Origin of the sequence: Coprococcus eutactus (genome assembly GCF_001404675.1) — a bacterium.
Classification (GTDB): domain Bacteria; phylum Bacillota; class Clostridia; order Lachnospirales; family Lachnospiraceae; genus Coprococcus; species Coprococcus aceti.
Genome location: NZ_CYXU01000002.1, coordinates 35,825 through 51,145 on the forward strand (window position 1 = coordinate 35,825; position 15,321 = coordinate 51,145).

Annotated in this window: 13 protein-coding genes; 1 reads left to right on the plus strand and 12 read right to left on the minus strand. The window is 45.2% G+C overall.

All coding sequences use genetic code 11. The annotated features are described in order from the left end of the window. Positions 1-22: 22 nt before the first annotated feature. Together ARA78_RS04585 and ARA78_RS04590 are read right to left on the minus strand one after the other, a co-directional pair. Positions 23-790 (minus strand): hypothetical protein, encoded by a 768-nt coding sequence (locus ARA78_RS04585; protein WP_055280084.1) that lies wholly within the window; start codon positions 788-790, stop codon positions 23-25. 139 nt (positions 791-929) lie between these two features. Continuing rightward, complete coding sequence (locus ARA78_RS04590) at positions 930-1,877, minus strand: hypothetical protein (RefSeq protein WP_242849659.1); 948 nt, start codon at positions 1,875-1,877, stop codon at positions 930-932. 230 nt (positions 1,878-2,107) lie between these two features. Between ARA78_RS04590 and ARA78_RS04595 the strand changes: the two genes are divergently transcribed. Next, positions 2,108-2,338 carry a hypothetical protein gene (locus ARA78_RS04595; RefSeq protein ID WP_055280085.1) on the plus strand — a complete coding sequence of 77 codons (231 nt, stop codon included), beginning with the start codon at positions 2,108-2,110 and terminating at the stop codon, positions 2,336-2,338. Between the two features lie 64 nt (positions 2,339-2,402). Here ARA78_RS04595 and sstT read toward each other — a convergent pair whose 3' ends face one another. The 10 genes from sstT to ARA78_RS04645 all read right to left on the minus strand — a co-directional run bounded on the left by sstT (position 2,403) and on the right by ARA78_RS04645 (position 15,220). Continuing rightward, the gene (sstT, locus tag ARA78_RS04600) at positions 2,403-3,653 is read right to left on the minus strand and encodes a serine/threonine transporter SstT (protein WP_055280086.1); all 1,251 of its coding nucleotides are present in this window, start codon (positions 3,651-3,653) and stop codon (positions 2,403-2,405) included. Between the two features lie 247 nt (positions 3,654-3,900). After that, positions 3,901-5,016: a 5-methyltetrahydropteroyltriglutamate--homocysteine S-methyltransferase gene (locus ARA78_RS04605; RefSeq protein WP_055280087.1), complete on the minus strand. Its 1,116-nt coding sequence runs from the start codon at positions 5,014-5,016 to the stop codon at positions 3,901-3,903. 131 nt (positions 5,017-5,147) lie between these two features. Further along, positions 5,148-6,992, minus strand: coding sequence for an ABC transporter ATP-binding protein (locus ARA78_RS04610; RefSeq protein WP_022059486.1), 1,845 nt, complete (start codon positions 6,990-6,992; stop codon positions 5,148-5,150). Between the two features lie 3 nt (positions 6,993-6,995). After that, positions 6,996-9,188: an ABC transporter ATP-binding protein gene (locus ARA78_RS04615; protein WP_055280088.1), complete on the minus strand. Its 2,193-nt coding sequence runs from the start codon at positions 9,186-9,188 to the stop codon at positions 6,996-6,998. Between the two features lie 373 nt (positions 9,189-9,561). Further along, positions 9,562-9,768: a FeoA domain protein gene (locus tag ARA78_RS04620; RefSeq protein WP_055280089.1), complete on the minus strand. Its 207-nt coding sequence runs from the start codon at positions 9,766-9,768 to the stop codon at positions 9,562-9,564. Between the two features lie 269 nt (positions 9,769-10,037). Then, positions 10,038-11,063, minus strand: coding sequence for a branched-chain amino acid aminotransferase (locus ARA78_RS04625; protein WP_004853734.1), 1,026 nt, complete (start codon positions 11,061-11,063; stop codon positions 10,038-10,040). Between the two features lie 185 nt (positions 11,064-11,248). Further along, positions 11,249-11,803 (minus strand): flavin reductase family protein, encoded by a 555-nt coding sequence (locus tag ARA78_RS04630; protein ID WP_015533453.1) that lies wholly within the window; start codon positions 11,801-11,803, stop codon positions 11,249-11,251. A 136-nt stretch (positions 11,804-11,939) separates the two neighbouring features. Next, positions 11,940-13,079, minus strand: a complete 1,140-nt coding sequence (locus tag ARA78_RS04635; protein WP_055280090.1) for an SLC13 family permease — start codon at positions 13,077-13,079, stop codon at positions 11,940-11,942. Then, the gene (locus tag ARA78_RS04640; RefSeq protein ID WP_022216309.1) at positions 13,076-13,621 is read right to left on the minus strand and encodes a domain HDIG; all 546 of its coding nucleotides are present in this window, start codon (positions 13,619-13,621) and stop codon (positions 13,076-13,078) included. Before ARA78_RS04640 ends, ARA78_RS04635 begins: the two co-directional genes overlap by 4 nt. Positions 13,622-13,738: 117 nt before the next feature. Then, positions 13,739-15,220: a glycerate kinase gene (locus tag ARA78_RS04645; RefSeq protein WP_055280091.1), complete on the minus strand. Its 1,482-nt coding sequence runs from the start codon at positions 15,218-15,220 to the stop codon at positions 13,739-13,741. Positions 15,221-15,321: the final 101 nt, after the last annotated feature.

Here is a 15,321-nt window from a genome sequence, read left to right on the forward strand (position 1 = left end):
GTCTATCACTCGTCCGGAGTCGTCACGTCACACTGCCCATCGTAAGTCCGATCACAAATACCACAAATGCACCAATCGTAAGCACATACCACTCGATAACACGGACTGTAAGTTCCCAGTCAGACGGCTCAACATCATACAGGTTTCTCACCCTGGGCCACATGGCCAATCTGAAAAGTTCATCTGGAAACAGCATACTTACGACCGCAATGATGCATATAATGATTCCGAATATATATAATACTATATTTCCTCTGTTTGTAGTCTGCGGACCAGTAATAAACTTCACTATTTCATAAATATCCGGCGGATTTGCATAATAATCTCCTAAAACCACATCAAAATCGTTGGTCATCGTGCCGTCCGCATTGTATACCATGTATCCATCTTTTGAGACAGCGCCTCTAAAAAACACCTTATCACCCTCCATGATCTTTACTCCGATATAATCATCAGATGATAACATGCCGTCCTCTGTCCCTGCCGGTATGGCAGAATGATCCTCCATCCAGCTATATGGTCCATATGTTACGTCTCTATACCCATCTCCTGTAAATCGATGATAACACTTAAATTCTATGCTCTGGTCATCATATACTATGATACTTGTATGTCCATCTGTATATGTCACATTTCCCTGTTCTTCTTTTCGGGTCAGAAAGTCACCCCTGAATTCTATTCCCTTTATGGACATTATAATCGGATAAATTATGGAAAATGCTATGATCATTGCCACTATAATGCTCATCAGAACCTTTTGCGTCCTGGATAAATTCTTTATTCTCTCCATATACATTTCCCCCTTCGATCAGGAATTTTCTGTTATCTCCACGAGCTACGAAACATACTCTGCAGATTTCAAATACATATCGACTGCCTATATTATCCTCCCATGCTATCCGCAGCCCCTGACTACTGCCCGCGCACGCCTAGAACAGATCCAGCGTATTGTCAAGATATATCTCTTCTCTTACCCTCAGCTGGTACTCTGGCTTTGTCATATAGTATAGCAGAAATTCCAGCACTATGGCACTTCCAAGACCTCTTCCCTCTATCTTGAAATTGGAAAATCCCATCGGCAGGCAAATGTTCCTTATATCATCTATACCTATAAATCCCGGATTCTCCATCGCTTTTGAGAAACGATAGCCACCTGCTGCGTTCGGCGATGTACAGCGGTGAATTGATTTCTCACCGAGAGCCATACGGCTCACATCCTCATAGCAGGCTTTCCTGTCCTGACAGGAGAACCAACAGCATTCGTTGCACAGGAATTCCACCTTGTCTTTCTGCTTTTGCGTAAGCGCCCCCAGCCTGTCAAATGCTTTGTTCAGCCGGAAATCCGGCACAACATACCTGAATTCATCCCGGTCAAGCTCTGCCGAAAACAGATCAAAGTCCGTGATGACCTTTGTTGTAGATGAAACCATATACAGCCCCGGATAATTCTCCCGAAGATAGTCGAGCAACAGATCCGAATGGACTATGACACCGTTTTGAATATCACCCTTCTCAAACGCTCTGCACAAATCATTACACCGTTTATCCGCAAGATGTTCCGGTCTTAACAATGAGTTGCTGAAGGTCAGCCTCGCCGATATTCCATACTCTCTCATAAGTTCCAGCACATCTCTGGCACCGCTGTCACCATATCCCACTCTGCCACCGCCCCAGAGGCAGTCACCCGGTGCGCCATACACCGAGCCGATATCACACCAGTCGTAAAAATATTCCCTGTGCTCACGGTATAGTGGCAGGAATACCTTGTACAGCTCGTAGAATTCAAAAAGTCCAGGCAGATGGTAGTGTGCCTTGTATTCTGTTTTGTTATTACCTGTCTCTGGCTTTGATCTGCCAGACAATGGCTCATTCCCCATAGTGTTCATTTTCCTGTTTTTCTTTCAGTTCCCATATGTTATCTTAGCTTCCGCATACTATCTACAATTATATAAAAGTTCTTCATCTGTTGCAAACCATGTTTAGGATATTGTATATTTGAAAGAGTCATCGACCACCCAAAGATCAAAAAGAGGAAGAACGTCGATGCGGAGCTGGACAAGTTTCTGTAGGCAATACAAACAAACTGCAACGGAGGTTATTATTTATTATGGGGAATACATTCAGGGAAGTTAAGTGTTTCAAATGCGGACACATTTTTATGTGGCAGAAAGATGGTATAGAATATCAGTCTGAATATCGTCTGGAAAGCACCAACGAACTTCTGGGAATTGCGGCATGTCCTAAATGCGGAACGGATATGTTGGTAATTCCGCATATTCTTGAGGGAATCTCTAAAGATTCAAATGGAATTGCGGAATCAGGGATACGGGGAATATAAAGACAAAAACAACCGGGTATGTTTCTTCCTGAACATACCCGGTTGTTTTTTATATGAAAATATCCTACTCATCTGGATTCACGATGGCGCCTATCTTAAACTCTCTGCCGTCCTTTTGCCACTGTCTGTACTCCGCTGTAGCGGCAAAGAGTACATCTCCCGATGAGTTGATTGCCGTCTCAAGTGAATCCTGAACCACTCCGATGATCATTCCGACAGCAACAGCCTGCATGGATATATCCTGTGGGATTCCAAACAGCGAGCACGCCATAGGAATGAGCAACAGCGAACCTCCCGCAACACCTGAGGCACCGCACGCGCCAAGGGTTGCCATAAGACTGAGCATGAGTGCTGTCGGAACGTCAACCGACACTCCCATGGTATTTGCAACGGAAAGCGCCATTATAGTTATAGTGATGGCGGCACCATCCATGTTGATGGTCGCGCCAAGCGGTATGGATACCGAATACACATCCGGGTCAAGTCCAAGTCTTTTGCAAAGTGACATGTTCACTGGGATATTTGCCGCAGAACTTCTGGTGAAGAACGCCGTCACACCTGACTCTCTGAGGCATCTCCACGCAAGTGGATATGCATTTCTCCTTAAGACGATAGTCGCAAGGAGCGGATCTACGATCAATGCAACCGTAAGCATGGCGCCCACAAGTACAAGCAGCAATCTGCCATATTCCTTGAATATCGACAATCCACTCTCCGATACTGTCGTGAACACAAGTCCCATGATTCCAAATGGTGCGCACCCGATGATCCACCTCACGACGGTTGATACCGCATCCGATATGGATACAAGTGCAGATTTTATAGACTTGCTTGTCCGTCGCATGGCAAGTCCAAACAAAAGTGCCCATGCAAGTATGCAGAGATAATTTGCGTTGAGTATCGCATTTACGGGATTATCGGTGATGTTGAGCAAAAGATTCCGGAGGACCTCCATGATTCCCGATGGGACGACATCCGCCTGATATGATTCAAGGTCCAGTGTCATGGTTACAGGGAAAATAAAACTTGCGCTCACCGCCACTATCGCTGCGCATAGCGTGCTGAGCATATACATGATCGTCACCATACGAAACTGCTGGCCATTTCCCTTTCCTGCATTTGCAATTGAGCTGATGACAAGGGCAAACACCAGTATCGGCGCAATTGCCTTGAGCGCCCTGACGAACATGGTTCCGATCAGGCCTATTCCCGTTGCCCCCGGCACCAGAAGTCCCAGCACCGCACCGATCACTATTCCAACCAATATCTTCGCGATCAGCGACACCCTATTCCACATCTCTACAATCTTTTTCATGAATCTAACTCCTAACTATATCTATATTTCTGCTTTTTAACATACATTTTCTTTAGCATTCTTCTTTCTCAGAAGAAGTATCCTCACGAGCAAAAGCACTGGGAATATAACTCCCGCAAGGATTCCGCGTTTCTTAATAGTATCATATATCGATCAGGCTTGTATATAACAGATTTCATAACTCAAAAAAGCGGCGAACAGATTCTTGCTTCTGTTCGCCGCCACTTCACTTCTATAATATTCTGTTTTATGACCAGACTTCCTCTGCTATCTCCTTAACGAGCTTGAGCTTTGCCCACTGCTCTTCCTCTGTCAGCTTGTTTCCGATCTCACAAGATGCAAATCCACACTGAGGGCTCAGGCATAATCTGTCAAGTGGTACATACTTTGCAGCCTCATGGATTCTTGCAATGACCTTCTCCTTATCCTCAAGAACCGGAGATTTTGTTGTGATGAGTCCGAGCACGACCTTCTTATCCTCTGAAACCTTTGCAAGAGGTGCAAATCCGCCTGATCTCTCATCATCATACTCAAGGAACAGCGCATCCACATTTTCATTTGCAAATACGTAATCTGCAACTGTGTCATAAGGTCCGCTGGTGAAGAATGTTGAGTGATAATTTCCTCTACAGATATGTGATGTGATGACCATATCCTCCGGTTTTCCTTCCAATGCAAGGTTGTTCACTGCAAGCAACTCCTTCTTGACATCCTCAAGTGATATTCCAAGCGACCTATATCTCTGCTTTGCTGCATCCCCCACTATGGCTCCCCATGTACAATCGTCAAGCTGCAGGTTTCGGCATCCAGCATCATAGAACTGCTTAATAACATCCTGATAAGCCTTTCCGATATCCTGGATAAGCTCCTCATTTGTAGGATAGAACTTCCTTGTGTTTGCAATATTGTCAGGTACTATCATCTGCTGGAATGTCTGTGCAGGAGCCGGTATCGTATACTTTGCAACTGTATTCTCATCCTCGAACTGCTTTAGGAACTTGAAATATTCAACAAATGGGTGCGTCTTTGCCTTTATCTTGCCTACAAGATAAGTGTCGTCAAGAACCGCAAGCTCTGCATCGAATTTTACACCATTTCCAGTGTTCTCATGGGCAACGCCCTCAAATCCCCACATGAAGTCAAGATGCCAGAATGTTCTTCTGAACTCGCCATCTGTGATCGCATGGAATCCAAGTTCCTTCTGTTTTGCAACAACCTTGGTAATCTCCTCATTAACAACTTTGTCGAACTCCTCCTTGGTGATCTTTCCGTCCCTGTATGCTGCCTTCGCATCCTTGAGTGCCTGTGGTCTCAGAAAGCTTCCTACAAAATCGTATCTGAAAGGTGTCTGTAATTTGCTCATATGTCTTTATCCTCCGTAGTGTTTTCTCGTTTTCTTAACTTGAGGATATTCTAGCAGGATAGGCTGTCCATGGAAAATACTATTATTTTGAGGCTCGTCATAGTTTTAAGCTATGGGTATCTATAAATCCTTTAACTCCACTGCGAGTTATACAGATCCGCATAGAATCCATTCTGAGCCATGAGCTCATCATGGTTACCCTGCTCTATGATGTCACCGTCCTTCATAACAAGGATGATGTCTGCATTCTTGATGGTTGACAGTCTGTGGGCTATGACAAAGCTTGTCCTGCCTTTCATCAGATTGTCCATGGCTCTCTGAATCCTGTGTTCTGTTCTCGTATCGACTGACGATGTAGCCTCATCGAGGATCAGGACCGGATTGTCAGCAAGAATTGCCCTTGCGATAGTTAAGAGCTGTTTCTGTCCCTGGGAGATATTTGTTATCTCCTCATTGAGCTCCATGTTGTATCCACCCGGAAGTGCCGAGATAAATCTATGTGCATGAGCTGCCTTTGCCGCTGCGATAACTTCCTCATCCGTAGCGTCCAATCTTCCATATCTGATATTCTCCATGATAGTGCCCTTGAACAGCCATGTATCCTGAAGCACCATGCCAAATACATCCCTGAGTTCACGCCTGTTGAAGTCCTTAATATTGTGTCCGTCCAAAAGTATAGCACCGCCATTCACGTCATAGAATCTCATAAGCAGCTTGACCATGGTGGTCTTGCCCGCTCCGGTAGGTCCGACTATGGCTACCTGCTGTCCCGGTTTTACATGGGCTGAGAAATCCTTGATGATGATCTGATCCGGATTGTAGCCAAACTTTACATGTTCAAATGTAACTTCACCCTTGATTCCCTCTGTGGATACAGGATTCTCTACTATCTGCTCCTCTTCTTTCTCTTCAAGAAGTTCAAATACTCGCTCAGCGGCTGCTGCCATCTGCTGCATCATATTTGTGACCTGGGCAACCTGCTGAACAGGCTGTGTGAGGTTCTTCACGTACTGTATAAATGCCTGGATATCACCTATCTGGATAGTTCCTCTGATCGCCAGAGCCGCACCTGATATGGCAACTGCCACATAGCCCAGATTACCGACAAACATCATAATAGGCTGCATCAGTCCTGAGAAGAACTGTGACTTCCATGCTGACTTGTACAGAGTCTCATTTGTCTCATGGAACTCTCTTCTAACGTCGTTCTCCTTATTGAACGCTTTTATGACATTGTGTCCGCCATACACCTCTTCAACCTGACCGTTTATGTGTCCCACGTATTCCTGCTGCTGCTTGAAGAATCTCTGGGATTTCTTGATGACAAACATCATGAGCATGATACTTATCGGAAGTATCAGCACTGATATAAGTGTCATAAGCGGGCTGATCGTGAGCATCATCACGATTACACCGATGACCGTACTAACCGATGTAATGAGCTGTGTGATACTCTGGTTCAGACCATTTCCCATGGTGTCTATATCATTTGTGATCCTTGAAAGTACCTCGCCATAGGTTCTGCTCTCAAAGTAGCTCATCGGCATCCTGTTGATCTTCTCGGATACCTCACGTCTCATCCTGTAGCACACCTTCTGGGTGATACCGGTCATGATGAAGCCCTGAACAAAGCTAAATGTCACACTCAGCACATACAAACCGAGACAGAACAGCAATATCTTACCGATATACGTGAAATCAATTCCGCCGTTGCCTGTTATCTTGTTCATGATCCCCTCGGACAGGGCTGTTGTCGCCTTGCCGAGTACCTTCGGACATACTACGTTGAATATTGTACTTCCAATTGCAAATATAGCAACGACAACAACCGCTGCCTTGTACTTGCCTATATATCTGAATAACTTTCCTATCGTTCCCTTGAAGTCCTTGGCTTTCTCGCCGCCCCTCATAGGACCGTGGCCTCTTCTAGGGCCTCTGAAACTTCTCTGATTATTTGTCTGATTCTGTTCTGCCATGTCCTACACCTGCCTTTCTGAGTCAGTTCCAAGACTGGCTGCTATCTCCGATGGGGAAAGCTGCGACTCGGCTATCTGCCTGTACTCCTCACAGGTCTGCATGAGTTCCTTGTGAGTTCCCTTGCCGACTATCGTACCCTCGTCAAGCACAAGTATCTGATCTGCTGAGAGTATGGTGCTTACTCGCTGTGCAACGATAAATACTGTACTGTCATTTACGTGCTCGCCAAGTGCCTTTCTGACTGCCACATCCGTCTTGAAATCAAGCGCCGAAAAGCTGTCGTCAAATATCAGGATCTTCGGCTTTCTCGCTATGGCCCTGGCTATAGCAAGACGCTGTTTCTGACCGCCGGACACATTTCCACCACCCTGAGCAACCGCACTGTCGTAACCATGCTCCTTCTCCTCTATGAAGTCGGATGCCTGGGAAATCTCAGCTGCAAGCTTGACATCTTCATCAGATGCATCCGGCGCGCCGAATCTTATATTGGATGCAATCGTTCCTGAGAACAGAATTCCCTTCTGCGGAACAAAACCGATATTCTGTCTCACGCTCTCCATGGTGAGGTCTCTTATATCCTGTCCGTCTATCGTTATCGACCCCTCCGTAACATCATAGAATCTCGGGAGGAGCTGAACCAGTGTACTCTTACCACAACCGGTACTTCCTATGATTGCCGTAGTCTGTCCAGGCTTGGCCTCAAATGAGATATTCTCAAGTACATTCTCATCTGCGCCCGGATATGCAAATGCGACATTGTCATACTTTACGACACCCCTTGGTGTTTCAAGTTTCTTTGCCCCGGCTGCGTCCTGAACCGTCACATCCGTATCTATGATCTCCTGTATTCTGTCTGCTGCCACGCTGGCACGAGGGAGCATGACTGACATCATGCTGAGCATAAGGAACGACATGATAATAAGCATTGTGTATGTAATAAATGCAGTCATTGATCCTACCTGAAGGACACCCGCATCAATCTTGTGGGCTGCCACCCACTCTATAAGTATGCTTATTGCATACATGATGAACATGAGTATAGGCATTGCAAATGTCATGACTCTGTTGACGAACAAGGTGTTCTTCGTCAGGTCTTTATTTGCCTCATCGAATCTCTCTTCCTCGCGTTCCTCTCTGCCAAATGCCCTGATAACCGGGATACCTGTAAGTATCTCTCTTGACACAAGGTTTACTCTGTCCACCAGTGTCTGCATAACTTTAAACTTTGGCATGGCAATGACCATAAGCGTTCCCATGAGGATCACAACTGCTGCTATACCGATGAATATTACCCAGCCCATTCCGGCTCCGTTCCCAACAACCTTGACGATTCCTCCAATAGAAAGTATCGGTGCATATAGAACCATTCTGAGCATCATAACTGTAACCATCTGTATCTGCTGGACATCATTTGTAGATCTCGTTATAAGAGATGCAGTTGAGAACTTGTTGATCTCAGCATCCGAAAATGCGATAACCTTGTTGAACACCTTCTCTCTGAGTCCGCAGGCAACGCTTGCCGCAACCCTTGACGCCACAAGTCCTATGAGAACCGCAGCTGCTGCCATGAGAAGTGACATTCCAAGCATCTTCACCGCTGCCCACTTCAGATATGACATCTGTCCTGCCTTATAATCGTAGCCAAAGCTGTCATAGCATATCCTTGTACATGCGATGGCTGTGGATTCCATATAATCCTCCCCCATGCTATCGAGCATGCCGTCAACCGTAGGTTTCATCTGTTCACCGATCTGCGCCCACATCTCCTCCGGCATCTCGTCAAGGGTGATTCCCATCTTATCAAGTCCTGCCTTGATCTCATTGTCCTCGTCAGAGTTCACCATCTGATATGGATAGTAATACATCATAAGCCCCTTCATACAGGCACTATCCACTTCGTCTATGTGTTTCTCGCCGTCTTCTGTCAGGTAATAATAACCATCCGAACCATCTTTATAATATTTCTTCCATACGGCTTTCTCATCGTCATCCATAAATCCGTCTATCACTTTGTAGGCTTTCTCCGGGATCTGTTTCGGACTGCAGTTCTCTATACCGTAGTTCTGTATACCGGTATCTATGAGCTTTGAGGTGTAGTCCGGAAGTGACAGATCACAGTATGCCTGCAGAACGAGAAGCAGGGCTATGATAATGACCGACTTCCAATACGGCTTCAGATTTCTGAATATCTGCATGTCATTTCCTCCTTGAACAATTATTGATCAGATGAATGTATCCCCCTCTAGTCTTTCTATGTGCACAACATAACATCACCTGTACAGGTGATGTTATGTTGTACTCGTTAATATACATTATGCAGAGATACATTCATCTGATATCTACGCTTTCTTCTGACGGAGAAAATGCCATGCTTTAGCTGACGTTGTTTTCCCCTTTACATTTCCAAGCGTATTCTTACTTTATTTGAATATCTTTGAAAGTTTATCATTGCATATATTCTCAGTCAATTAAATATCTATAAAGATTTAATAATTTTTATGACAAAAAACCGGCAGCCGCTGTTCTCCAGCAACTGCCGTTTTTTCCCCGTTTCTTCTGACTTTCAATCTAAGCCAGCTTTATCCGCTCCGCCGCATCTCTTGTTATAGCAAGTCTTTTTCCCTTTGCCTTGATTATCACATTGCCAAAGTAAGACGATACGACTTGCACCTGATCTCCGGTCTCAAGCTGACATGCGCCGAACAGTGATCTGTCCGCACAATTCCAGGCTACCTCTCCTGAGAAACCGTTTACTGCATTTGATAATGACATCATAGTAACCACCCCTTCAAAATAATTGTTTTTATGAATTATATTATGTTTTAATGCACTATCCGATATGCAATTTGTCTTTTGTTTCTTCTATTGTCTACACAATTATAACTCTTCAGGGTCGGTGCAAGTCAATTCTAATTGTTAGTATATGGGGCTAATCTTTCTTACACCGAACTAACTTGGATACACAAAAACCCCACCGACATCCGACTTACCATCAGACATCAGTGGGGTTATAATGTTCTCAATATTTATTATCTTACACCGAATTACTCGATTACCTTAAGCCATCCCTCTGGACCTTCGATTCTGCCCATCTGGATTCCTGTAAGAGTATCATACAGCTTCTGGATAACTGGTCCCATCTTCTCCATACCGCTTGGGAAGCAGATCTCCTTGCCGTGGTCGTTGATCTTACCTACAGGTGAGATAACCGCTGCTGTACCGCACAGACCGCACTCTGCAAAATCCTTAACCTCGTCGAAGTATACTTCTCTCTCCTCAGCCTCAAGTCCAAGGATATCCTTTGCAACTACCATCAGTGAACGTCTTGTGATCGATGGGAGGATACTGTTTGACTTAGGTGTAACTACCTTGCCGTCCTTTGTAACGAAGATGAAGTTTGCTCCACCTGTCTCCTCAACCTTTGTTCTTGTAGCTGCATCGAGGTACATGTTCTCATCGAATCCCTCTTTGTGTGCTGTAACTATTGCATGAAGGCTCATTGCATAGTTAAGACCAGCCTTGATGTGTCCTGTTCCGTGAGGTGCTGCTCTATCGAAATCTGAAACCTTGATTGTGATAGGCTTTGCACCGCCCTTGAAGTAAGGACCAACTGGTGTTGTGAGGATTCTGAACTGATACTCGTCTGCCGGCTTAACACCTATAACTGGATTTGAACCGAACATATATGGTCTGATATATAATGTAGCACCTGATCCGTAAGGTGGTACATAATCAATATTTGCCTTTACTGTATCTACTATTGCCTGTACAAATCTATCCTCTGGGAAAGGTGGCATCTCAAGTCTTCTTGCTGAGTCTGCCATTCTGCTTGCGTTGAGGTCAGGACGGAAACATACAACACGTCCATCCTCTGTTCTGTAAGCCTTCATTCCCTCGAAAACTGTCTGAGCGTACTGAAGAACACCTGCGCACTCGTTTAATACTACGTTAGGATCCTCTGTGAGTGTACCCTCATCCCATGCACCATCCTTATAATTTGCTACAAATCTCTTATCTGTCTGAACATAGCCAAATCCAAGGTTTGCCCAATCGATATTCTTCTTATCCATATCTACATCTTCCTTTCACTTTAGCTTGTGCTTTTTTGTATGTGTCTGTTATATCACATTATTTCGCCTTTTTCCATATGTATATTGAACATTTGCTTGAAAAATTAAGGTTTTTCTTCCAAAAATGGCTAATTTTTTCATGTTACAATGTACAATTTGATGATTTTCCCAAGTTACAAGCTTGTCTACTTCAACTTATTACCCTCTGAGAAAGCATCGCCAACCCTGTCGCCGAGTGCAAAATATCCATGTCCGATGGTGTCAAACACGATCGGATGGAACTCTTCATATGTGATCTCGCCGTCATCGCCCAGGATACGGTCGTCTGCAACAACATTTACAATCTCGCCGAGGAATTTGTCCCCGTCTATGATCTCCTTGAGCTTGCACTCCATTGTCAGTGAAAGCTCGTTGATGACTGGAGCATTTACAAACTCGCTCTTTCTGGTTGTAAAACCAGCCTTCTTCATCTTGTCTGGCTCGTCATTTGCCGACACGATTCCCACATAGTCACAGGCTGCCACATGCTCTGCATCAGCAATGGCAACTGTGAACGCTTTGTTCAGCTTTATATTCTCGGTAGTCTTATGACTTCCAAGGTCAAATATGATCTCATTTGCTCCGACTATTCCGCCCCATGCCGCATTCATGACATTTGCATTGCCATCGGCATCGTATGTTCCGATCATCATGACCGGTTGTGGCACCAGCATTGGTTTTGCACCAAGATTCTTACTCATATTATCTGCCTCCTTAATTTGAAGAAACTTACCTTTCTATTTTATGACTACTGCCATCTAAGGGCAATAATTTTTTGGCTAAAATAGTCTTACACAATGTACGACAGCAGTGAATATTGTTCATCGTAAGGCACGTTTATTTTATTATATTCCAAATGCATATTAGTACCGCCAGGAACAGCACATTTGCAAATGTGAAATATGCCAGATATCTTCCTCTGGCGCCCTTGTCCTGTCTAGCCACGTATTTGAACGAGATCAGGCTCGCCATGGACGCTATAAGAGTTCCAAGTCCGCCGAGATTGGTGCCGACTATCAGATCCGTGTATCTATCTGTAAACCCCGACAACAAAACCGCAGCCGGAACATTGCTTATGACCTGACTTGCAAGTACTGATGTGATCATCTCATGCCCGCCAAGAACATTCTCCACAAATGTCCTAAATTCTTCTATTCTTCCCATGTTTCCGATAAACACGAAGAATCCCACAAATGTGAATATCAGCGAATAGTCTACCTTCAGCAGCAATCTTCTCTGGCATATAAGGACTACCACAAGCACTACCGCAAATGTCACCCAGTATGGGACGATCCGCGCCACGGTGAGCAGCGACAGCACAAATAGTATGCTATATATACCCACCAGCTTCCTGTTCACCTGTATATCACTGCCTGAAAGTCTGATCTCAAGCTGCCTGTTTTTTCCTTTCATGCATACTATGACACATATTACAAGAAGCGCTGCCGATGCCACTGTATATGGCAGCATAAGCAATACAAACCTGCCTGCGCTGATCCCTGCAAGTCCGTACAGATACAGGTTCTGCGGATTGCCTATGGGTGTCAGCATACTGCCAAGGTTCGCAGCTATGGTCTGGAGGGTTATCACCGGCACCATCCATCTGGTGAGTACTTCCTCTCCTGCCATACCAAGGACCGTGAGTGTCATCGGTACAAATGTTATGAGCGACACATCATTTGTGATAAACATGCTGAAAAAGAAACACATGAATATCAGGACAATTGTCACCGCCCTGAGCGAACCCATACGATTTATCATACTTTTCGCTATGATGCCAAACATCCCCTGCTGTGAAAATCCCGCGACCACTGTCATAAGACAGAAAAGTATCGCAAGTGTCCTGAAATCTATGTAGTCCACATACGCGCTGTCCGGAGGCACGATAAATGCCGATATCACCGCCAGCAGAAGTGCCACGGTGAGCACTGTCTCTTTGCGGACAAATTCTCCGATTTTCTTTATACCCCCGATCATGGTCTGAATGTCCTGAGTGCCTCTATAGTCTTGGTGATCAATTCATCAAGTGACCAACCAAGCATATCTGCACCTCTTTCGATGACCTCCCTGGAGCATCCCGCAGCAAATCCCTTGCTCTTGTATTTCTTCTTAACTGACTTGAGTTCCAGATCTTGAACACTCTTTGATGGTCTCATAAGTGTAACCGCTCCGATAAGTCCTGTAAGCTCGTCCACAGCATAGAGAACCTTCTCCATCTCATGTTCTGGTTTTATGTCAACCGTGATACCATAGCCATGGCTTGCCGTCGCATGTATGATCCTCTCGTCAACACCGTGCTCTCTCATGATCTCCTGGGACTTGATGCAATGCTGCTCAGGATACTGTTCAAAGTCCAGATCGTGAAGCAGTCCGACTATTCCCCAGAACTCTTCCTCATCGCCATAACCAAGTTCCCTTGCAAAATACCTCATGGTTCCCTCTACGATCTGTGCATGCTCCAGATGAAACTCATCCTTGTTGTACTCTGTGAGTAATTCCCACGCTTCTTCTCTTGTCATCTTTTTATTCTCCTCGTATTATATAGTAGTAAATTTATTTCCTTGCATATCTCTTCATTTTTTGCAGAAAAAATTCACACGCCTCTGATTCTGTTTCAAACAAATTCAATCCCATATCTATCTAAGCAGTGCAGGTCTGCACACACGTGCCGACATCTGTTCCTTAAGTTCTGTGATCTTTGCGGCACACGTCGTCAAATTCGCCGCAGCATTTTCAGGCTTCATCGCCGTTCTCACCTGCTCCGAATCACTGTCATCTATACCAAGCACATTGTTCACTGCGTAACACTCATTGAACAATCCTTCTTTGACGCAGTTCTCCGCACCATCCCCAAGACATCCTCCTATGGCGATCACATATTTGCCGTGTTTCTTTGCAAGCTTTGCGACTCCCAATGGGGTCTTGCCCATCATGGTCTGGGCATCTATCCTGCCCTCACCGGTTATGACAGTATCTGCCCACTCTACATCCGCCTCAAGCCCTATCTCTGACAGAACTATATCTATTCCCGGCATAAGTTTTCCACCTAGGAACATGAGAAACGCATATCCAAGTCCGCCCGCAGCGCCGGCGCCTAGTGTATACCTGTCGAATTTTCCTGTTTCATTTTCACCTACAGGCTCTGTATCTACGTCAGTTTTTTCATATCCACAGTCAATAAGCTGTGCCGATTTGCTCAAACCTTCTACAGATTCTTCTACAATATCAGCATAATGCTTCATGTATTCTTCCATGAGCTCAACAGTCTCCGCATCTGCACCCTTCTGCGGTGCAAATACACGGCTGCACCCTAGCTCCCCCACAAGGGGATTAGTCACGTCACAGGCGATACTAAATGTACAGCGTGATAGTCTGGATGCAAAGTCATCATCATCTACACATGACTCATCGACAGCACCTGCACCAGATATCGCAGCAGTGCCTACAATTGGCGTATCGACAGGATCTGCTACAGCCAGCTCTGATGAATTCTTACGGACAAGCATCTTCTCTGGAATAACAATCCTTTCAAGGACTCCAAGCCCCTCTGCCCCATATGGCACCTCATGACCATTCACGTCAAGACAGGAAAATCCAAGAGCCTGAAGCATTCCTATCCCGCCGTCATTCGTTGCACTACCACCTATCCCGATGATAATACGCTCACATCCCTTTGAAACGGCATCATTTATCATCTCACCGACACCATATGTAGTCGTATGCATCGGATCTCTCCGGTTCTCCGGAACAAGTGGAAGCCCCGCCGCCGCTGCCATCTCCATGACAGCAGTTCGCCCGTCTGCGGCATTATATATTGTATATTCCGCAGTGATCCTATCACCAAGCGGTCCGGTCACATAACATCGCTCTCTGCTGACACCATCTCTTCCATATATAAGAGCATCAGTAGTGCCCTCTCCGCCATCAGCCACAGGACGTACCCTGACCTCTGTATCCGGCAATATTGACTTTATTCCTTTTTTTATGGCATTCCCCGCTTCAAGACTCGTCATGCTTCCCTTGAAAGAGTCAACCGCCACAAGTATCTTCTTCATAATAACTCCTGTCTGTATACTGAAGCACCAGTCATCCATCTTTGTACATGGCTGAAGCTTCACATCGCCTTTGTATATTATAATACCATCTGCAATTTTTGCACACAAAAAGTGGGGCGTATACAAAACTGTTGTTATGTTCTGTATACGCCCCGTTGTTCAAA